The organism is Evansella sp. AB-rgal1 (assembly GCF_041820985.1).
Taxonomy (GTDB): Bacteria; Bacillota; Bacilli; order Bacillales; family Salisediminibacteriaceae; genus Evansella.
Window position 1 is genome coordinate 1 of record NZ_JBGUAU010000051.1, and the last position, 22,013, is coordinate 22,013.

19 protein-coding genes, 1 other RNA gene and 1 other annotated feature are annotated in these 22,013 nt (G+C 36.1%); of the genes, 1 reads left to right on the forward strand and 19 read right to left on the reverse strand.

Annotation, left to right across the window (positions count from 1 at the left end):
- Positions 1-211: 211 nt before the first annotated feature.
- The 18 genes from ACERII_RS24755 to guaB all read right to left on the reverse strand — a co-directional run bounded on the left by ACERII_RS24755 (position 212) and on the right by guaB (position 18,484).
- The gene (locus ACERII_RS24755; protein WP_373645649.1) at positions 212-478 is read right to left on the reverse strand and encodes a pro-sigmaK processing inhibitor BofA family protein; all 267 of its coding nucleotides are present in this window, start codon (positions 476-478) and stop codon (positions 212-214) included.
- Positions 479-587: 109 nt separating this feature from the next.
- Positions 588-806, reverse strand: a complete 219-nt coding sequence (locus ACERII_RS24760; protein ID WP_373645650.1) for a YaaL family protein — start codon at positions 804-806, stop codon at positions 588-590.
- Between the two features lie 11 nt (positions 807-817).
- Positions 818-1,414 carry a recombination mediator RecR gene (recR, locus tag ACERII_RS24765; protein WP_373645651.1) on the reverse strand — a complete coding sequence of 199 codons (597 nt, stop codon included), beginning with the start codon at positions 1,412-1,414 and terminating at the stop codon, positions 818-820.
- A gap of 185 nt (positions 1,415-1,599) precedes the next feature.
- Complete coding sequence (locus ACERII_RS24770) at positions 1,600-1,911, reverse strand: YbaB/EbfC family nucleoid-associated protein (RefSeq protein WP_373645652.1); 312 nt, start codon at positions 1,909-1,911, stop codon at positions 1,600-1,602.
- Between the two features lie 45 nt (positions 1,912-1,956).
- On the reverse strand, positions 1,957-3,669 hold the full coding sequence (gene dnaX, locus ACERII_RS24775) for a DNA polymerase III subunit gamma/tau (protein ID WP_373645653.1): 1,713 nt from the start codon (positions 3,667-3,669) through the stop codon (positions 1,957-1,959).
- Positions 3,670-4,067: 398 nt separating this feature from the next.
- Positions 4,068-4,333, reverse strand: an RNA gene (ffs, locus tag ACERII_RS24780) — signal recognition particle sRNA large type.
- A 139-nt stretch (positions 4,334-4,472) separates the two neighbouring features.
- Complete coding sequence (locus tag ACERII_RS24785; protein WP_373645654.1) at positions 4,473-4,640, reverse strand: YycC family protein; 168 nt, start codon at positions 4,638-4,640, stop codon at positions 4,473-4,475.
- A 59-nt stretch (positions 4,641-4,699) separates the two neighbouring features.
- Positions 4,700-5,185 carry a tRNA adenosine(34) deaminase TadA gene (gene tadA, locus ACERII_RS24790; RefSeq protein ID WP_373645655.1) on the reverse strand — a complete coding sequence of 162 codons (486 nt, stop codon included), beginning with the start codon at positions 5,183-5,185 and terminating at the stop codon, positions 4,700-4,702.
- A 348-nt stretch (positions 5,186-5,533) separates the two neighbouring features.
- A complete protein-coding gene (opp4C, locus tag ACERII_RS24795) occupies positions 5,534-6,451 on the reverse strand; it encodes an oligopeptide ABC transporter permease (protein ID WP_373645656.1) in 918 nt (305 codons plus the stop codon).
- Between the two features lie 11 nt (positions 6,452-6,462).
- Positions 6,463-7,428: an ABC transporter permease gene (locus ACERII_RS24800; RefSeq protein WP_373645657.1), complete on the reverse strand. Its 966-nt coding sequence runs from the start codon at positions 7,426-7,428 to the stop codon at positions 6,463-6,465.
- A gap of 78 nt (positions 7,429-7,506) precedes the next feature.
- Entirely contained in the window at positions 7,507-9,315 is a 1,809-nt protein-coding gene (locus ACERII_RS24805) for an ABC transporter substrate-binding protein (RefSeq protein ID WP_373645658.1), read from the reverse strand.
- A gap of 112 nt (positions 9,316-9,427) precedes the next feature.
- The gene (locus ACERII_RS24810) at positions 9,428-10,405 is read right to left on the reverse strand and encodes an ABC transporter ATP-binding protein (protein WP_373645659.1); all 978 of its coding nucleotides are present in this window, start codon (positions 10,403-10,405) and stop codon (positions 9,428-9,430) included.
- Between the two features lie 13 nt (positions 10,406-10,418).
- A complete protein-coding gene (locus ACERII_RS24815; protein ID WP_373645660.1) occupies positions 10,419-11,441 on the reverse strand; it encodes an ABC transporter ATP-binding protein in 1,023 nt (340 codons plus the stop codon).
- 575 nt (positions 11,442-12,016) lie between these two features.
- Complete coding sequence (gene serS / locus ACERII_RS24820) at positions 12,017-13,291, reverse strand: serine--tRNA ligase (protein ID WP_373645661.1); 1,275 nt, start codon at positions 13,289-13,291, stop codon at positions 12,017-12,019.
- Between the two features lie 146 nt (positions 13,292-13,437).
- Positions 13,438-13,651: a binding site (T-box leader), on the reverse strand.
- A 53-nt stretch (positions 13,652-13,704) separates the two neighbouring features.
- Positions 13,705-14,289, reverse strand: a complete 585-nt coding sequence (gene pdxT, locus ACERII_RS24825) for a pyridoxal 5'-phosphate synthase glutaminase subunit PdxT (protein WP_373645662.1) — start codon at positions 14,287-14,289, stop codon at positions 13,705-13,707.
- Positions 14,290-14,325: 36 nt separating this feature from the next.
- Positions 14,326-15,213 (reverse strand): pyridoxal 5'-phosphate synthase lyase subunit PdxS, encoded by an 888-nt coding sequence (gene pdxS, locus ACERII_RS24830; protein WP_373645663.1) that lies wholly within the window; start codon positions 15,211-15,213, stop codon positions 14,326-14,328.
- A gap of 249 nt (positions 15,214-15,462) precedes the next feature.
- Positions 15,463-16,866 (reverse strand): serine hydrolase, encoded by a 1,404-nt coding sequence (locus ACERII_RS24835; RefSeq protein ID WP_373645664.1) that lies wholly within the window; start codon positions 16,864-16,866, stop codon positions 15,463-15,465.
- A gap of 160 nt (positions 16,867-17,026) precedes the next feature.
- Entirely contained in the window at positions 17,027-18,484 is a 1,458-nt protein-coding gene (guaB, locus tag ACERII_RS24840) for an IMP dehydrogenase (protein WP_373645665.1), read from the reverse strand.
- 185 nt (positions 18,485-18,669) lie between these two features.
- Between guaB and ACERII_RS24845 the strand changes: the two genes are divergently transcribed.
- Positions 18,670-19,599 carry a YaaC family protein gene (locus ACERII_RS24845; protein ID WP_373645666.1) on the forward strand — a complete coding sequence of 310 codons (930 nt, stop codon included), beginning with the start codon at positions 18,670-18,672 and terminating at the stop codon, positions 19,597-19,599.
- A gap of 160 nt (positions 19,600-19,759) precedes the next feature.
- On the opposite strand, the gene megL is transcribed toward ACERII_RS24845, so the two are convergent.
- The gene (gene megL / locus ACERII_RS24850; protein ID WP_373645667.1) at positions 19,760-20,926 is read right to left on the reverse strand and encodes a methionine gamma-lyase; all 1,167 of its coding nucleotides are present in this window, start codon (positions 20,924-20,926) and stop codon (positions 19,760-19,762) included.
- Between the last annotated feature and the right edge of the window lie 1,087 nt (positions 20,927-22,013).

The following is a 22,013-nucleotide window of genomic DNA, read 5'->3' on the forward strand; positions in this document are numbered from 1 at the left end:
AACTTACATCGTTGTTTTCGCAGCAACTTTTATATCATACCAATATAATAAGTTAATGTCAACAAGTTTTTTAAATTGTTTTTGCTGTCGTTTTTAGCGACAATAAATAATATATCATTAGACAAAAATAAAGTCAACAGTTTATAAATAAACTGTCGACTACGAATTAGATGACTTACTACATCATACGAATGTACCTAGCTTGGTTATTTTATGAAATAAGCATAATATCAACGAATATTAATGCAATAATACCTGGTATACCTAGAAATCCTGAAATTGTTGCGGTAAATATATTAATCGGTAAATTATAGTCAACTAGGCCACCAAATGTATTTAAGAAAAATAAAAACAGTGCTCCAATTAACAAACGCACTGCTCCTTGTCCTAGCCACCTTAACGGTTTCATAGGAGCACCAACAATTAATAAAAGAAATATAAAAGCCCCTAGTAAAGATATAACCACCACTGGTTCCATTTCACACGCCTCCCTTAGCAAAAAAATAAAAAAGTATGTCCTTTTTCATTCTTCTATTGTACAAGCCTAATTGAGTGTATGAGTCTCTTCACCATTTTATTACTATAAATCATCTATTAACTCTAATTTTTCTAATCCTTGCCTCTTTTAATAAAAACATATACTTTACCTTTTCTAGTTTTGCACTATATAGGACATTGCTGTGATAATCGACACTACTATTTAATAAACTTTCTTTTTGATTAACCGTTTTTTTTAATTTCTCTAAGTGCCAAAGCAAGGATTCATCTTCTTGACTCCTAATTTTTCTTTTTTTTCGAAAAAGCATAGTAAGCCCCCTTATAGTTCACGTCTACCTTCTATTGCTTTTGATAAGGTTACCTCATCAGCATACTCTAGGTCTCCTCCTACTGGTAAACCATGAGCTATCCTTGTCACTTTAATTCCTGTTGGTTTTATGAGACGCGATATATACATCGCTGTAGCTTCACCCTCTATGTTTGGGTTCGTAGCAATAATTACTTCCTGTATCGTATCATCTTGCAGTCGTTTCAAAAGATCTGGTATATAAATATCCTCTGGTCCGATTCCATCCATTGGAGAAATAGCTCCATGTAAAACGTGGTATAAGCCTGTATACTCTTTCATTTTCTCCATTGCAATCACATCTCTAGACTCTTGTACTACACATAGAATTGTTTGATCACGCCCTTTATCTTCACAAATTCTACAAGGATCAGTATCTGTAATATGATGACATACGGAACAATATGTTAATTGTCTCTTTGCATTGACTAACGCTTTCGCAAAATCTAGGACATCATCTTCTTTCATATCTAAAACATAAAAAGCAAGTCGCGCTGCTGTTTTTGGTCCAATACCTGGTAACCGCATAAATCCTTCAATTAACTTCGAAATTGGAAGTGGATATTGCATATTTTTTTCTTCCTTTCATAAAAACACTTCATATTTACTATACTCATATTAACGGTATATCAAGAGTGGAAATGTACTCCTTTATTGTACCATTATATTAAAAACGTAAGAGTATATTTTTCATAAAGAAAAGACTTGGAATAACAACCAAGTCTTTTTTGCTTTTACACTGTATATGGTAAAAATTAAAATAACCCAGGAATATTCATTCCTTTTGTGAATTTACCCATTTTTTGTTCAACAAGCTCATCCACTTTTGCCAAAGCTTCATTCGTTGCAGCTAATACTAAGTCTTGCAACATTTCAACATCGTCAGGATCTACAACTTCTTCATTAATTTTAATATCTTGAATTCTTTTTTCTCCAGTAGCGATTACAGTAACCATTCCTCCACCTACTGACACCTCTACTGTTTCAGTTTTTAATTCCTCTTGCGCTTTCGCCATATCTCGTTGCATTTTTTGCATTTGTTTCATCATATTTCCCATATTTTTCATTGTAATACCCTCCCTTTCTCCACAAATTTGTGGACAATATTTAATTTATTCTTTAATTTCCACTAAATCTCGCCCAACAAGTTTCACAGCTTCTTCGATAAGTGGACTTTCTTCCTTTTGAGATTTTGCTCCATCTTGCTGACTACTTGAATTATCTTGTTCCTTTAAAAAAGCTTCTTTTGTTTCTTCCCAATGAGATACGAGTAATGCATTAACTTGCATCGGTCTTTGCATAAGAGAGGAAACAGTCTGTTCAACTAAATCACGGAACTTATCATCTATCATATCACGATGCATTTCATTTTTAAAAGCTAGAACAAAATCATTTTCTGAACATGCAACAGGTTTACAATCATTTAACCATGCAGAGGCTGGAACGCTTTGTTGTTTCACACTTTCCATCACTTGACCCCATTGGCTATGTAACGATTGCAAGTGTTGTTTTGATGCTTTCTGAAGCATCCCCTTCACTTTTGAGATTTGAGCACGACTTTTCCCACTTGCTTGTATTGCCTTTGGTTTTGGACGTTGTGCTTCAGAACTCCGCTCCCCTTGTAAGCCTTCTACTCCTTGATTCGTCGTTATGCGACGGAGAGCTGCTTCTAACTGATTAACTCTATTTAATAAAGATTGTACCGTTTCACTTTGGTCCACAGAACTTGAAGTAGAATCTTTTGATAGCTGACAAGCTTGAACGATAAACATTTCTAAAAATACTTTTGGATGATTTGACCATTTCATTTCTTGTTGATAATGATTTAATTGATCCATTATGGAATAAATATATGGTTGGTCTAGCTTTTCAGATATTTCTTTAAATTCATCATCCATTTCCAGCCTATTTTTACTTTCTTCTAAGTTAGGAGCTGCTTTTACCATAAGTATATCTCTATAGAAGAAAATCAAATCTTCTAGAAAACGATTAGGATCTTTTCCTTCTCGTATAATTGTATCTACTGCAGACAACCCAGTTGCAACGTCTCCATTTTTCATAGCATATGCAATACTGTAAAAAAGCTGTTGGGATACTGCGCCAGTAATAGAAAGAACATCTTCAAGAGTCACTGATCCATCTGCATATGATATCGCTTGGTCTAATAAACTCAAAGCATCTCTCATACCACCTTCTGATACTCGAGCAATCATAGATAAGGCTTCCTCTTGCACAATCACATTTGAAGTTTCAATGATTTCCTTCATCCGGTTCATCATTGCGTGTGAGCTAATACGTTTAAAATCAAATCGTTGGCACCTTGAAATTATGGTTAAGGGAATTTTATGTGGTTCTGTTGTAGCTAATATAAATATAACGTGCCTCGGAGGTTCTTCTAACGTTTTCAAGAGAGCGTTGAATGCACCTGAAGAAAGCATATGAACTTCATCTATGATATAAACTTTATAAGGTACTGCGCTAGGTGCAAATTTTACTTTGTCACGTATGTCTCGGATTTCATCAACACCATTATTACTTGCTGCGTCAATTTCCATTACATCAACAATGGTACCATCCTGTATACCTTTACATGAAGCACACTCATTACAAGGTTCCTCTGTCGGTGCTTTTTCACAATTTATTGCCTTAGCAATAATTTTTGCGGCACTTGTTTTCCCAGTTCCTCTTGGTCCAGTAAATAAATATGCATGGGAGAGTTTCTGATGTAGTAACGCATTTTTTAAGGTTTTTGTTATATGTTCTTGCCCAACAACATCAGATAAACATGTTGGACGCCAAACTCGATATAGTGCCTGATAGCTCATATGGCGCACCCTTCCCTTTTACTAGATCACATCTTTGTTTTAAAACAATCGCTCAAAAAAACTTACTCCTTCTTATTATAACGATTGAGTTGAACATTTACAAAATGAATTGCTAAAAATATGGACTAGTTTAATATTATATGGAGCAAAAGCGCAAGCGCCTAAGATCACCAGCGACCAGCAAATGTTCTGGCAGGTTATTTGACCTCGAGCGAAGAACTGCTTGAATAGGCTTCTATGCAGCTTTTTAAACCAATTTACGCGGAGCAATTAAGCGCGCTTGATCTGAGCTTCTTTCCATGACACAACTAGTATCCACAAGTAAAAAATATAGTACGCTTAACAACAAAAAAACTATTTGGAAAAAGACCAAATAGCTTTTATATGTAATGAAGATGCCGTGCACCTTCTGTCGATAATAGCATCCTAGGCGTTACCTAAGCAGTTAGCTCGGTCCAGGCAACTCTACGGCACACGGAAGGGTCCGCTTACTGCTGCTTCCTTCCGGACCTGACAGGGTTCACGGGTTCCCGTTGCGTAGAACCCAAACGTCAACACCACTTACTTAGGTCAGACCCTAAAATGCTAAAACCTCGAGAAGGGATTCGTCCTCGCTATAGCGGATTGCGAGTACAGGGCACCGCTACCTCCCCGCTTAGCACGGCAAAATTGATAATATAGTTAGGCGTCATAGTGACGCAAATACAAGTATAGAGCTTTTCCAATATAATTGCAATAGTAGAGCAAAAACGATTTATGGAAAACTTGGCTTCTTTCACCAAACCTCAATAACTAGACCGTTTCTATTCTGCCTCTTTGTCGTTTTCCTCAGAATTTGATTTCTGTTTTTCCACTTGTTGAAGCTTTGCCATTAAAATGTGTGGCGGTGTATGCATAACATGCTCAATAGGCATTTTCAATTTCTCAGACATCATTTTGGCAGTTTCTAAAGAAATTTGGTTCGGACGCATCAAAACCCTCCTTAGTTGAAAGAAATAGTATATATGAAGATTATAACAAACTATGCATTTTACTTTAACTTATTTTTTCGTAACTGCTTAAAGAAGTTTGTTAGTAATTCACTACATTCATCACTTAAAACACCACTTTTTGTGATAACACGATGATTAAATCGTGGTTCATCTAATAGATTTAAAATGGATCCGCAGCAACCAGCCTTAGGGTCAAATGCTCCAAATACGACTCTTTTTATACGGGATTGTAAAATAGCTCCAGCGCACATGGGACACGGTTCTAACGTAACATAAAGTTCGCAATTTTCCAATCGCCAACTACCTTCCACCTCGCACGCTTTTTGTATCGCTAGTAGCTCAGCATGAGAAATAGATTGCTGCTGACTTTCTCGAAGATTATGTGCTCTTGCAATAATTGTACCGTCCATAACAACCAATGCACCTATAGGAACTTCATTAATATCTTGTGCTTTTTTTGCTTCGAGGATAGCTTGTCTCATAAAATATTCGTCTTCCTCTAGCCATCGTTCTTTTACACTCATGTTATCACCCTTACAAAGAAACTTCCTTCCATATTGAGTTTACGTGTTTTTCCAATGAAAGACAAATTGTATATGTCCACTGAAAATAAGCGTACCAGAATATCTAGTAAAGCTAACTTTATTGGATTTCCATTGGCTTCAGTCCACTCTCTGTCCTGCGGGGAATATCCGAGCCTCCTTGAACGCAATCGTTCTGCGGTGTATCCATTTCCCTCTACTTTCAACTGGAATTGAGTATGCTTAACTCTGGATAATAAATAATCTTATAATGATTTTCACTCTCCATTGTGCAAATTTCCTTTAAGGGTAAAAACACAAAAACCTGCGCAATAGTACGCAGGTTATAGCTTATCGATTACTTTTTGGATCAAATGCATCTCGCAGTCCGTCACCAATAAAGTTAATTGCTAGTACTGTTAATAGAATAGCTAACCCTGGTGGTAACCAGGCTTCCCAGTTATTTTCAAGCATACGTAGGTTCGTGGCTTCTGTTACCATGTTCCCCCATGTAGGCGTTGGCTGTGGAATACCAAATCCAATAAAGCTAAGTGCAGACTCAATGATGATCATGGTAGCCATCATTAACGTTGCATTTACAATGATTGGACCTACTGCATTTGGTAAAAAGTGCTTAAATATAATTCTTGCATCAGATGCACCAATAGAACGTGCTCCTAGTATAAATTCTTTTTCTCTAAGTGATAAGAATGTTGCTCGTATTAATCTCGTTAAGGTTGGCCAGGAGGTCAGTGCGATTATGACGACAAATATGACTATATTTATCCTCTCCATGATTGCTATAACAGTTAAAACTAGTAATAAGAAGGGTAGAATCATCATAACATCGGTTATCCTCATGATAAAACCATCAATTTTACCACCGTAATAACCTGCTAATGAACCTAAAGCTACACCTATAACTAATGTAAAGAACATTGCAGAGACTCCAACTGTAAGGGATATACGAGATCCATGAACTAATCTTGAGAAATTATCTCGCCCAGAGCTATCTGTACCTAACCAGTTTTCAGAAGAAGCTTTAGCTTCTATATTATACATATCATACTGTTTGGGATTGTGTGTCGCAATAACATCTGCAAATATTGCAATTAAAACAAAAAATGCAAGAATGAAAATACCGACAATAGCTAACTTATTTTTCTTAAATCGGCGAAATGCCAATTGTGTAGGACTCAAGCTTTTTTCTATTTTAGCTCCTTGCAAGTCCGGAGTGGGATCCATGTTTTTTTGCACTTGCGTTTCCATTAGCATTCACCTCAATCATATCGGATTCTAGGATCTACAATCGCATAAAAAATATCAGCTAATAAATTCCCTGCTAGGATTGTTACTGCTAATATTAAATTTATCGCCATAATTACTGGATAATCACGGTTCTGAATCGCATTGATAAACAATGTTCCGATTCCTGGATAGTTAAAAACACGCTCTGTTATAATTGCACCACTTAATAACGTTCCAAACTCTAACCCTAATAATGTAATGATGGGAATAAGAGCATTTCGTAACGTATGTTTATAAAGTACAGATTGATTACTGAGACCCTTTGCTTGTGCTGTTCTTATAAAGTCACTACCTTTGACTTCTAATATCTCAGTTCGCATATATCTCATGTATGCTGCTGTACTGGCTAATCCCAACGTGAAACCTGGTAACACAAGGTGTTTTAATTTATCAAGAAAAAGTTCTATGCCAGTTAGTCCAACTGTCGTTGTTGATCCTTGTGCAGGGAACCATCCCAAGGTAAAGGCAAAAATGTATATCGCTATTAACCCTGCAAAAAAGTTGGGGGTTGCCAGACCTAAAAAGGCAAAGGTCGTAGCTCCATAATCAAAAAGTGAATATTTTTTCTGTGCAGAGTAAATTCCGATTGGAATAGCAACAGCAAGAGTTACCGCTAAAGCGAACAATGATAAATAGATAGTATTCATGATTCTAGCATTTATCAAATCTATTACTGGCCGACCGCTATACTGCATGGAAGTACCAAAATCACCAGTTGCAACCGAAGATAACCAATTCCAATATTGAACAGGTATAGGATCATTTAAGCCGAGTGCTTCTCGACGCATTTCATATACTTCATGTGGAATATTAGGATCTAGCTTTTCACCGGATAAAACATCTCCAGGTGCCGCTTTGGCTAGGCCAAATACAATAACAGTAATAAAGAATAACATAGGAATAAATTGTAAAATACGACGGGTGATATACTTATGCATTCAGCACTCCTCCTACAGAATAAAAACAGGTGCACGACCGAGGCCGTGCACCCTTTTTAACACGACAATTCTATATTTTTATTGTTGTAACCACCATAAGTGTGGATCTTGGTAAATACCTGTTGGCATTTCTTTTACATTTTGTAACGCAGAGTTATATGCGTAAATGTTGTCTTGAGAATATAAGAAAATCATTGGTACTTCCTCTGTTACGTAAGCAGTCCACTCGTTATAAACTTCCGCACGGAAATCAATATCAAATGCGTCTGGTGCTGTAACAGCTTTTTCGATTAACTCATCACTATGCTCATCAATCCAACGAATGTAGTTAAATCCTGAATCCACTTTCCAGATACCAGCTGGGTCTGGGTCTCCAGTAGCTAAGCTCCAACCAGCTAAGTATAGATCCCAATCAGTGTTATCTTTTTCAACGATATCAAAGTGCGTACCTGCATCACGTGGAGAACGCATTTCAACTTTAATTCCTACTGCAGCTAATTCATCAACGATGATTGGTGCAGAACGCTCACGAACTTGATTTCCAGTTGGGTAGTCTAGGTTTAACACCCACTCATTTCCGGCTGGATCTTCACGGAATCCATCGTCATTTGTATCTTTATAACCAGCTTCATCTAAAAGCTCTTTTGCTTTTTCTGGATTATAGTCATAAATAGAAAATGAATTTTCATCATAAGCCCATGAAGCTTCTGGGAATGGAGCATGTAATACAGAACCTAAACCATTTAATAATCCATCAACAATCGCTTGACGATTGATTGCATACATCATAGCTTGACGAACACGTTTGTCTTGAACTTTTTCGTTAACAACCCAGTTATCAGGATTGATCGCACCAGCTTCTACATCTTCTGTAGTACGGTGGTGGTGTTTAATACCCATATATTGATATGCAAATGCTTGTGTTAAGAATGTAGTGATGTTATCTAAACCGTCTACACGCTCATAGTCAGCAGAAGGAACTCCACCTGGCTCAGCAATCATGTCTAAATCTCCATTTTCAAGCATACCAGGCATAATAGACTGGTCAATTACACGCCATGTAATGCCTTCAAGGTAAGGAGCACCTGCCCAGTAATCTTCAAAACGAGATAGGATGTATTGCTCACCTTCGATAAAGCTATCTAATTTGAATGGACCAGAACCGATAACTTCACCACCATCACGAGAAGCAGGGTGATCTACCATATCTTTTACAGCAACACCTTCAAAAATGTGAGCTGGAATAATGATAAAGTTTGTACGGAACTCAGGAGTGATGTTAGGCTCAGCGAAATGGAATGTAACTTCATAATCGTTTACTACTTCTACCCCTTCAAATACATCTGTTGCTCCTGTGTTGAATTCTTCATAACCTTTTAAGAATCGAACATAGTCAGTACGAACTCCACCTGCAGCAACATAGTCAGGATCTGCAAGAGATGCATAAGTGAAATATACGTCATTTGCAGTTAAAGGTTCACCATCTTGCCATTTAAGATTTTCATGTAAATAATAAGTAATTGCAGTATTGTCTTCGTTTACTTCATAGTCTTTCGCCATATGTGGCTCATATAAGAACTCTTCGTTTAACTTTAATAAAGTATCATGAGTAAAACTTAAAATGTTTGCTTCATACGTATCAGAATAGAAAATTGGGTTGAACTGATGACCAGGTGCAGAATACATACCTGCCGTAATTCTTCCACCAGATTGAGGGCCTGAAGGATCCTCGTTATTGTTTTCCTCATTATTATTGTCGTCATTTACTTCATTATCATTGTTATTATTGTTATCGTTACCAGTAGTATTAGTGTTGTTACCACTACAAGCAGCAAGAACTAAAACCATTGATAAGATAAGCATTAACCAAATTTTACTTAACTTCATATTCTCATTTACCCCCTTGGTATGTTTGAAAATTCAAAAAATAGATTCTATAAACGACTACTTGATCCCTCCGCCCCTCACCTCCTTAAAGAACATATTTTTTGTTTAGTTACTAGTTAGTATATAAGTGGCAAGCCACATACTGCCCTTCTCCTTGATGAACAAGTTCTGGTAATTCAACTTTACATCTGTCATGAACTTCAGGACACCTAGTATGGAATGGACAACCAGTTGGTGGATTTGACGGACTAGGTAGTTCACCTTTTAACTTTATTTTTTCACGCTTTCTTTCAACATCCGGTATTGGAACAGCCGACAATAATGCTCTTGTATATGGATGTAACGGATTATTATAGATATGATGTTTCGGGCCAATTTCAGCTAGTTTTCCTAAATACATAACCCCTACACGATCACTAATATGTTTCACAACAGATAAATCATGGGCAATGAAAAGATACGTAAGGTTGAATTCATCTTGCAGATCTTCCATTAAATTTAACACTTGAGATTGAACGGAAACGTCTAACGCAGAAACAGGTTCATCTCCTATGATTAATTTTGGATTCAACGTTAAAGACCTAGCGATACCAATACGTTGTCGTTGACCACCTGAAAACTCATGTGGATACTTATCCCTTGCTTCTGCAGGTAAACCTACTTTTTGTAATAAATCTACTACTTTATCTTTACGATCTTTTTTGCTTAACACCTTTTGAACAATGAGAGGTTCTTCAATTATTTCTCCAACGCTCATCCTTGGATTTAATGATGCATATGGATCCTGGAAAACCATTTGCATATCTTTACGATAAGGTCTCATTTTCCGATTGCTTAACGTTGATATATCATCACCTTCAAAGAGGATTTTTCCTTCAGTTGGATCTAGTAATCTAAGAATCGTTCTTCCTAACGTTGATTTTCCAGAACCTGATTCTCCTACAATTCCTAACGTTTCCCCTTTAAAAACATCGAAGCTTACATCATCTACTGCTTTTACATTTCCAACAGTTCTTTGAAGTACTCCGCCTTTAACTGGAAAATACTTTTTTAAGTTTTGTACCTCTAGTAATTTCTCTTTATCACCCAACGATAACCCCTCCTTAATCTTCATAGAGATAACATCTGACTTTGTGCTTTGAATCGAACTCTAAGAGATCAGGATTTGCTTCATTACATTTGTTCATTACATGCTTACAACGTGGAGCAAATCGACAGCCCTTTGGAAAACGATGTGCAGGTGGTACAACTCCTGGAATAGACTCTAAACGTTCAATATCCGCATCAATATTAGGAATACTTGCTAATAATCCCTCTGTATAAGGATGTTTTGCATTCGTAAACAATTCATGCACAGGGGCTTCTTCAACAATTTGTCCACCATACATTACTAAAACTCTATCAGATACTTCAGCAACTACACCAAGGTCATGAGTAATTAAAAGAATAGAAGACTCAAACTTTTCTTTCATTTCTATCATCAAATCTAGTATTTGGGCTTGAATGGTAACATCCAATGCAGTTGTAGGCTCATCTGCAATTAATAGCTTTGGGTCACAAGACATGGCAATAGCAATCATTGCTCTTTGTCTCATACCACCGGACAGTTGATGTGGGTATTCATTTACGATTTCTTCCGCTCTAGCGAAACCTACTAGCTTTAAAAGTTCAATTGCTCTTTTATAGGCTTCTTTCTTTTTCATCTTCTTATGTTTTATTAAAGATTCAGCGATTTGGTTTCCTATTGTATATACAGGATTCAATGATGTCATGGGCTCTTGGAATATCATCCCGATATCATTACCTCGTACTTTTCTCATTTCGCTATCTGAAAGCTTTAACAAATCTTTTCCCTCTAACTTAATGGAACCCTCTACTATTTTTCCAGGTGGTGATTGTATCAATCTCATAATGGAAAGAGATGTGATACTTTTTCCACTTCCAGATTCTCCTACGATAGCAAGAGTTTCTCCCTTATTAATAGTAAAATCTACATCGTCTACTGCCTTTGCAACTTTATTATCTTCCATATAGAAATATGTTTTTAACCCTTTCACTTCCAACAACTCTTGCTGCTTCTTAAATCCTTTATTATCTAGTACTTCTTGTTGATCTTGCTTATGCATTTACTCACCCCATTTTTTACTATAAAAAGTAAATAATTATATATTACAAAAGTTCTTTTGATTTTATATGATAATTTATTCATTAGTGAGTATAAATTTAATTTGTTTAAATTTTTGTAAAATTTCCTACAAACTAGCAACTATTTTTATAAGCAATAATTTATCATAGTTCTACTCATAAGTACATAGTTTTCTAAAAATTATTTTATTTCTGATATTTCGGTTTACTAAATTATCTGAAAAAATATAATATTTATTCAAGTGAATAATTATAACCTTATAGTAAATAATAAAAATTACGATTGTTTATACAGATATATGTATAAATATATATAATTGTTTTAAATTTACTATGTTAGATTATGTTACCACTTATTTTATGTTTCATTTATATTTCTTTTATTGCAATTTTATATCTGTTTTTAATAATTCTTTTATATTTAGACTTTGGAACTTTACTGGAATAAACTGATAGTGAAGATTGTAACAATCTTATATTTAAATAATTCTTACTATGTAACAAAAAAAACTATTTTTAAGTTACACATACTTAAAAATAGTTTCTTAATAACTACTTATTCAATTCTTTCTTTTCCACCCATATATGGTTGTAATACCTCTGGAACTATGATAGAACCATCGGCTTGTTGGTAATTTTCAATTATAGCAGCAACGGTTCTTCCTACTGCTAAACCTGATCCATTTAGAGTATGAACAAATTCCGCTTTCCCTTTTACATCTCTTTTAAATCTAATATTTGCTCGTCTTGCTTGAAATGATTCAAAGTTACTGCAAGAAGATATTTCTCGATACGTAGTGTAGCTTGGAATCCATACTTCAATATCGTATTTTTTCGCTGCTGTAAAACCTAAGTCTCCTGTACACATATTCAATACACGATAAGGTAATTTAAGTAGCTGCAAAACCTTTTCTGCGTGAGACGTTAATAATTCTAGTTGCTCATAAGATTCTTCTGGTTTAACAAAACGAACTAACTCAACTTTATTGAATTGATGTTGTCGAATTAACCCTCTTGTATCACGACCAGCAGACCCCGCTTCAGAACGAAAACATGCGCTATATGCTGTATAAGCTATAGGAAGTTCACTTCCATCCAAAATTTCGTCTCGATGTAAATTTGTTACTGGAACCTCTGCTGTAGGAATTAAATAGTATTCTTCTTCTCTAATTTTGAATGAATCCTCTTCAAATTTAGGTAACTGTCCTGTACCTGTCATACTATCTCGGTTCACCATATAAGGAGGAAGTATTTCTTCGTAACCATGTTGATCTTGGTGAAGATCCATCATGAAATTAATTAACGCTCGCTCTAGTCTTGCACCCGCTCCTTTGTAAAAAACAAAGCGGCTCCCTGTAACTTTAGCTGCCCTCTCAAAGTCTAAAATACCTAAGTTAGTTGCGATATCCCAATGAGGTTTTGCTTCAAAATCAAACGTTGGTATATCCCCCCATCGACGTATTTCTTCGTTTTCTTCTTCATCGGCCCCTATTGGTGCACTTTCGTGTGGGATATTAGGAATAGATAATAAGATAGCATCTAATTGCTCTTCTATACCTCGGAGCATTTCGTCGAGTTCTTTTACTTTAGTAGAAACATCTTTCATTTCACTAATTAAATCCTCGGCATTCTTCTTTTCTCGTTTAAGCTGAGATATTTCCTGAGAAACCGTGTTTCTCCGGTTTTTTAACTCTTCTACTTCTTGAATAAGTCTTCTACGTTCTTCATCAAGATCACCAAATCGGTCCAACTCAGAAATATCCTCATTTCGATTAACTAATTTAGCTTTTACTTCTTTAAAGTTATTTCTTAACAGTTTTACATCTAACATTTTCTACTCCTCCTTTTATGTATTAGATAACCTTGGCTTATCGCCAAGTCCTTAATCGCGAAAGCCTTAGTTTTTCTTATACTTTAATCCTTTAGCGAAGTTAAACTTCCTTAAAGTACAAAAAAACTCCCATCCCTGATATAAATATCAGGGACGAGAGTTAACCCGCGTTGCCACCCTAGTTGAAGTGCAAATACACTTCCACCTTATTCGAGTAACGGTCGAAACCGAAGTAGCCTACTTATTACTTCAACTACTTTGCTCTGGGATGGATTCACGATAGGAACACACCGATTCGCAGCAACCATCGGCTCTCTGAAGAGTATCGCTATTGTTACTATTTCCCTTCCACGCAATTAAATATCAACATTTTTTATTAGTATTACTATCATAACCGATTATTTCTAAAATAATCAAGTGTGTACCACACAATTTCGCACCATTTCAACGAAATATTGATGCATGCGATGATCGTCCGTCAATTCAGGGTGATAGGAGCACGCTAACAATGGACCTTGTTTTGCTGCAACAATTTCTCCATTAAATTCAGCAATTACTTCTACACCTTCTCCAACTTCTTTAATTATAGGAGCTCGAATGAATACACCATGTACATCATCTCCGATACCCTTAACCTTTAGCAATGCTTCAAAACTTTCCCGTTGACGGCCGAATGCATTTCTTTCCACTTTCATATCCATAACAGCTATATGCGGTTCAGCTTGTCCAACTAGCTCCTTTGCCATGAGAATAGCACCTGCACATGTACCAAAAACAGGTTTGCCTCTTTTAGCAAAATCTTTTAATGGTTCATAAAATCCGTACAAATTAATTAAACGTCTCATTGTTGTACTTTCTCCACCAGGAAAAACTAATCCATCAAGCGCTTCTAACTGCTCTACTTTTTTCACAACAATAACTTGAACATCTGAAGCTTCTAATGCATGGACGTGTTCACGCACTGCACCTTGCAATGCTAATACACCAATCTTAATCATGATGCTACCCCCTTCCATAAAAGGATAGGCCACTAATTACCAGCCTCTTTCTTGCATACGATCCTTTTTCTCTAATGTAGATATTTCAATTCCTTTCATTGCGGCACCTAAATCTTTTGAAAGTTCAGCAATTAGAGCATAATCTTGATAGTGTGTCGTTGCTTCTACAATAGCACGAGCAAATTTCTCAGGGTTGTCTGATTTAAAGATACCAGAACCAACAAATACTCCGTCAGCTCCTAATTGCATCATTAACGCAGCATCCGCAGGAGTTGCAACTCCACCAGCAGCAAAGTTAACTACAGGTAATTTACCATTACGTTTAATATCCACTAATACTTCATATGGAGATCCGGTATTTTTTGCAAACGTCATTAACTCATCATCAGACATTGTTAATACTTGTTTGATTTGTGATTGCATCATACGCATATGACGAACAGCTTCAACGATATTTCCTGTTCCTGGTTCACCTTTTGTACGAATCATAGAAGCACCTTCTGCGATACGTCGAGTTGCTTCACCAATATCACGAGCACCACAAACAAATGGTACTGTAAAATCACGTTTATATAAATGATATACTTCATCCGCAGGCGTTAATACTTCACTTTCATCAATATAGTCAACACCCATTGCTTCTAAAACACGAGCTTCTACAATATGTCCAATACGACATTTTGCCATAACTGGAATGGTAACTGCATTTGTTACTTCTTCTACGATTGTTGGGTCAGCCATACGAGCTACCCCACCAGCAGCACGAATATCAGAAGGAACACGCTCAAGCGCCATTACTGCTACTGCACCTGCTTCCTCTGCAATTTTCGCTTGTTCTGCATTGATAACGTCCATAATGACGCCACCTTTTTGCATTTCTGCCATTCCACGTTTTACACGATCTGTACCAACTTGTCTTTCCATTTTGTTGCTCCCCCTTGTTACAATAATTTTTGTATTGTAATTCTCCATTGGTTTTTCAGTCCAATATTACCTTTTCTATTATATCGAAAAAAACAACTATTTCGATAGGAATTACCCTTAAAATAGCAAATATTTAATATTTATTGATAATAATACTGAATAATTATGGATAAATTTACATGTTAAGTTAAATATTTTAAAAAAAGAGTAGTGCCAAACGTTTTACTCATTCGACACTCTCTTATTTATTTAAAACCATCCGCGAATAGTGTCTGCTACCGAACTCCATATTCCAGAGAAAAAACCACCGATATTTTTCATTATTAATGAGAACCAACCAGCTTTTTCCACTGATTCATTGGTAGTTATATCCACCATTCTAGCACTAGGATTTGCACCCACAATATAGTTTTCCTCACCAGAACCTACATATTCAACAAACATTGTACCAATTACTTGATTTGCTTCAATAGGAGCGATTAATCTTCCATCCTCGTCTAAGAGTGATTCATCTAATTCTACACGATAACTATAAGAATCAACCTCATCACGGTGAACAAAAGCCGTTACGTTGTTCGTTGTAGAAATGGATACTTCGTCTTCTTTCCCTTTAACTACAGGAAGCGTTTCATATCCTTCTAACACCATTTCTGACGGGAAAATTTCTTGACGAGAAAAGTTGTTGAAACCAAACTCCATTAACTTTTGAGTTTCCGCAAATCGGTGACCTTCTGAGTCAGCTTGCATTACTACAGTAATTACTCGTTGACCTTCTCGTTCTGCAGTTCCAGCAAAACAGTATCCAGCATTATTAGTAAATCCTGTTTTTAACCCATCCGTATGTTGATAATCCCAGTTTTCTACTAATGAACCTGGAAGCATTTTATTCCAGTTATTCATTGTCATTTCATCAAGGCCTGAACCTTCCATAAATATTTTTTGAGGAATACTTGCAGTATCTAGAACCTCTGGAAAATCATTTATTAAGTGAAATGCCAAAGTTGCAGTAGCTCTAGCAGACATATAGTTGTTCTCATCTACGCCTGTTCCTTCAGGATGGTTTCCATTCATCAAACTGTTAGGAAGTCCTGTTGTATTTACAAATTGGAAATCACCTACACGACTTGCTGCAAGATCATCAAGGTTTCCAGTTCCTTCATCACGCAAAAGCTTTCCTAAACCAAGCTCTTTTCCTTTTTCATTCATTCTTTCTACAAATCGACCTTCCGAACCAGAAATCAACTCAGCTAGTGCGACAGTGGAAGCATTAGCTGATTCGATTGCAACAGACTCATATAAATCTCTCACTGTATATTCCCCATCAACACGTAAAAAAACATTAGAAAGACCCGGTTCATGAGACATCTCCGCTACAAAAGGACTTATAGGAACTAGTTGATCCCAATTAATTTCCCCATTATGGACCGCTTCTAATATTATATACTCACTCATCATCTTCACCATACTAGCTGGTTGACGTGGTTGATCTATATTTTTTTCAAATAAAATTTTTCCCGTATCTGCATCAACTAATATGGCAGTATCAACACCAATATCAAAATTTGCCATAGTAGTAGTGGAACCTATTATAAAAAAGCTAATAAATAGTATTAGGATCGATAAACATAGAACTCCTGTTTTCTTTATCATCATTTTCTTATCCTCTCCATTCTTGTTTGTACAATATATATGAATTACCTTTATTTTGATCTTTGAAAAATACAACAACAAACGTCATTTTACCATACAAACATAAAAAAAAATAGATAGGGTATAACCCCTACCTACCAATCTTTACTATTATTTTTTACCATTACAGTGAATAATTCGGGGCTTCTTTTGTTATTTGTACATCATGTGGATGGCTTTCCTTTAAACCAGCATTTGTTATACGAATAAATTGAGAATCATTTCTTAGTTCATCCATTGATTTTGTACCACAATATCCCATGCCAGCTCGTACACCACCTACTAACTGATGAATGGTATCTTTGAGAGGTCCTTTATAAGGAATACGGCCCTCAATTCCTTCTGGTACTAATTTTTGATTTCCTTCTTGGAAGTAACGATCCTTACTTCCTTTTTCCATTGCTCCTAGAGACCCCATTCCACGGTATACTTTGAATTGTCTCCCTTGGAAGATTTCTCTTTCGCCAGGACTTTCTGAAACACCAGCTAGTAAACTCCCTAACATAACTGTATGTGCACCAGCACCTAGTGCTTTCACTATATCACCTGAATATTTTATTCCCCCATCAGCAATAACAGGAATTCCATGTTTACGTGCTTCTGTTGCACAATCATAAATAGCTGTTATTTGAGGAACACCAATCCCAGCAACAATACGGGTTGTACAGATAGAACCTGGACCTATACCAACCTTAATTATATTTGCTCCAGCCTTAATAAGGTCTTTTGTAGCTTCTGCCGTTGCTACATTTCCAGCAACGATGTTCAAGTTAGGGTAGTTGTTTCTTACTTCACGCACTTTATCCAGCACACCTTGCGAATGTCCATGTGCAGTATCAATAACGAGAACATCTATACCAGCTTCAACAAGGGCTTTAGTACGTAAATCAGAGTCACCACCAACTCCAACAGCAGCCCCTACTATTAGTCTGCCTTGAGAGTCTTTTGCAGAATTAGGGAATTCGATTGCTTTCTCAATATCTTTAATTGTTATAAGACCTTTTAAAATACCTTCATCATCTACAAGAGGAAGCTTTTCAATTTTATATTTTTGTAATATGCTTTGTGCCTCGTGTAAGGTTGTACCTACAGGAGCTGTAACAAGGCCTTCTTTTGTCATTACATCTTTAATAGGAATAGAATAATCATCAATGAAACGAAGATCACGATTGGTTAAAATACCAACTAACTTTAGATTCTCATCTGCAATAGGAACACCTGAAATTCGGTATTTACCCATTAGATGCTCTGCATCAAAAACTTGATGATCTTCAGATAGATAGAAAGGATTTGTAATTACACCGCTCTCAGATCGTTTCACTCGATCTACCTGCTCAGCCTGTTCTTCAATTGACATGTTCTTATGAATAATTCCTAATCCACCTTCACGAGCTATGGCTATCGCCAACTCAGCTTCCGTAACAGTGTCCATTCCTGCACTTATTATTGGAATGTTCAACTGAAGTGTATCTGACAACTTTGTTTTTACACTAACATCTCTCGGTAACACTTCTGACTTAGCTGGAACTAGCAACACATCATCAAACGTTAAGCCTTCCTTTGCAAACTTAGTTTCCCACATGTGATATTCTATCCCCTTTCACCTATTTACGCAAAATATTATTAGTAGCTTAACAATAGGATAAACTACTGTCAAGGTAGAATTAAGTATTTGGATAATTCGGAAAAACCTGTGATTTACAAATCTACAATCTCTCGGATAGTAATTGAACTTTTCGCATAATTCTATAGGTAGAGGTGTATAAAGTGAATTCAAACAACTTTGTAACTTTATTCCAATCCGTAGAGTTTTCAAAAAACTATTTACAGCAATCTTACGAAAAAAAGGATATACAAGCAGCAAATGAGCTTGCATTTAAAAATAGCTATTCTTTTGTTTATTATATAAAACTTGGGGATACGTATTTTCACCAAGCAATACAATCCCCCACAACAATAAAACCAGTTTTGTTTTTTTATGGTTTGAGTCACTGGCTCAAAGCTGCACTATTGACTGTAGACCCAGAATATCCAGCAAATACTCAAGTTTTAGCACACGGAGTTTCTACTCGTAAAAGAAAAAAACAAGGATATCGTTTCCTCTCCGATGAGATTAAAGTTCAAAAGGACGGCTTTTTCCCTTACCTTTCCGCCCAGCTTTTTCAAGTAAAACAACTTACTGGCGAAAAATATAAGATGAGGCATTTATTAATGTCCATTCCCGAATTGAAACCATTATTTCAAAAACTTGAGAAGGAAGATCCACTACACCAAGTTAAACAGGAAAAAAATAAGTTGATCTCTTCAAATGAACTATTAAAAAAATTACGAATGTCACCCAAACGCTATGAGCAAATGGTAAAGGAAAAAACAAAGTCGACTTTAACTTGTATTGAAAATGAAGACTTAGTTGAACTCAACTTTGCTGATAATATTGATAAACACTTCCCTCTATGGAAATCGATTCATGGAGATTTATATATTCCATCTCAATTACCTATGTATTGGCCAATGCCAGAAATATTAACTCATTTTTTGTTACTATATAATTTAAGCATGATCTGTCGGTATGAGGCTGAATGGTGGGGAGAAGTCCTTTATTCTTTTTCATCTAATGATTTACCTTATATAGAAACTTTTCTAACTTGTGTCGAAGAAAAAACAACTTCACTTATGCAAAATATACTTATTACTTAAGTGGAATAAAATGGACTTTAGTTTAGATAAAAAATGCAAAGGGTGCTCCTCGAGGTTTTATTAACCTATGGAACACCCTTGTGAAGTATCGTATTTTTACATTAAATACCGCTATTGACCTAACGCGTCAGTTTAATTACCGCATAAAACACCCGTTTTCTTATCCTATTTTTTCTAGAGCTTGCTCTATATCACTCCATATATCTTCATCTTTTTCTAAACCTACAGACAATCTGACTAAAGAATCAGTAATACCCATTCGCTCTCGCTCACTTGTTGGAACAACTGAATGAGTCATCGTTGCTGGATGCTGAATTAATGTCTCAGCATCACCTAAACTCACAGCCACCTTTATCATACGTAAAGAATTCATAAACTGTTGTGCTTTCTCTTTTCCACCTTTTATTTCAAAACTTAGTAATCCTCCAAAGTGTTTCATTTGTCTTCTTGCTAATTCATATTGTTCGAAGTTTCCATCACCTGGGTATACTATGTGTTGAACATTTGGATGCTGTTTCAGCTTTGAGAATAAATAATGTGCATTGTCACAATGTCTGTCCATCCTAACAGCTAACGTTTTTAAACCTCGTAGCAATAACCATGCATCAAATGGAGAAATTATTCCACCAATGTCTTTCTGAGTCGATAGCTTCATTTCTTGAATAAACTCTTCTGATCCTACTACTAACCCAGCGATTACATCCCCATGTCCGCCAATATATTTCGTTGCACTGTGCACTACTATATCAGCTCCTAAGTGTATTGGCTGCTGTAAATAAGGGGAACAAAATGTGTTGTCAACTACGACAGTTATCCCATTTCTTTTTGCAATACTAGTTATAAGTTCTAAATCAACTAACTTCATCGTAGGGTTAATTGGTGTTTCCACGTAAATAACCTTAGTATTCTCTTTCATAGCAGATTCTATATTTTTCTCTTCGTTCATATTTATTAAATCGTATCCAACATTAAACTTATCTTTCATTAATCCTAGTAAACCAAATGTACATCCGTATACTCCTTCCGATACTAGAACATGATCACCTGACTTTAATAAAGCGAATAATACAGCAGAGACAGCCGCCATTCCTGAACCAAAAGCCGCACCAGCCTCCCCATCTTCTAAATCGGATATCTTCTTTTCTAATTCATTTACAGTAGGATTACCTAATCTCGAATACATGTAACCGCTTTCATTACCAGAGAATCGCAATTCTCCTTGTTCGGCATTATCAAAGACAAAAGTTGATGTTTGATATAAAGGTGGAGCTAATGAACCGAAGTGTTTCTTGCGATCAAAAAAACTATGAATTAGTCTTGATTCCATTGATTTTCTTCTCAAATGAAAACCCTCCCCTTTTAATGAACAGTACATATTCATTATACAATGTACGGAAAGATATTGTGTAAAAGAACTAATATATAAAGTTGGAATGGAATCACCAAATAAGGTACCATGAACCTTTCGTAGTTACCGAATTTTATTTTGAATCGAGTTCGCATGATCGATCTTATATAATAACCTAACTTTTTTACATAATCGGAAGTTGGGTAATCATGAACGAACCTTCTCTTCATATTGATGTTCGGGGCATCATAAAAGCTTCTTTGTTAACCAAATTCCTTTTTAAAACGGGGTTGGGTAATTATAAGGCTCTTTTAGTTACTGAGCCATCAATAAAGTCAGGATTACGAGCATATCAACTCATGGAACTCCAATTTCTCTTTTTTCTCCATGGGACCTTCATTGTTACCGAACTTCCCCTTTTCTTACACGTTCGGTCACTTTAACACCTTCATCATGCTGAACTTTCTCTTCTTCTCGAAGTTCGGGCATGATGAACGCTTCATGGTTACCGAACTTCGCTTTTTCTTCCTTGTTCGGTCACTTTAACAACTTCATTGTTACCCAACTTCGCTTTTTCTTACACGTTCGGTCACTTTAACAACTCCAATGTTACCCAACTTCGCTTTTTCTTCCCCGTTCGGTCACTTTAACACCTTCATTGTTACCGAACTTCGCTTTTTCTTCCACGTTCGGTCACTTTAACACCTTCATTGTTACCCAACTTCACCTTTTCTTACACGTTCGGTCACTTTAACACTTTCATTGTTACCCAACTTCACCTTTTTTTCCTCGTTCGGTCACTTTAACACCTTCATTGTTACCCAACTTCGCTTTTTCTTACACGTTCGGTCACTTTAACAACTCCAATGTTACCCATTTTCACTTTGAGTACACGTTGGGGCACTTTAAACACTTCATTGTGACCGAACTTCCAATTAAAAACGGGGTTGGGTCACTTTGAAGCCCTTAATCTTACCCAATTTTCACTTTGAGTACACGTTGGGGCACTTTAAACATTTCTTTGTGACCCAACTTCCAATTAAAAACGGGGTTGGGTCACATTGAG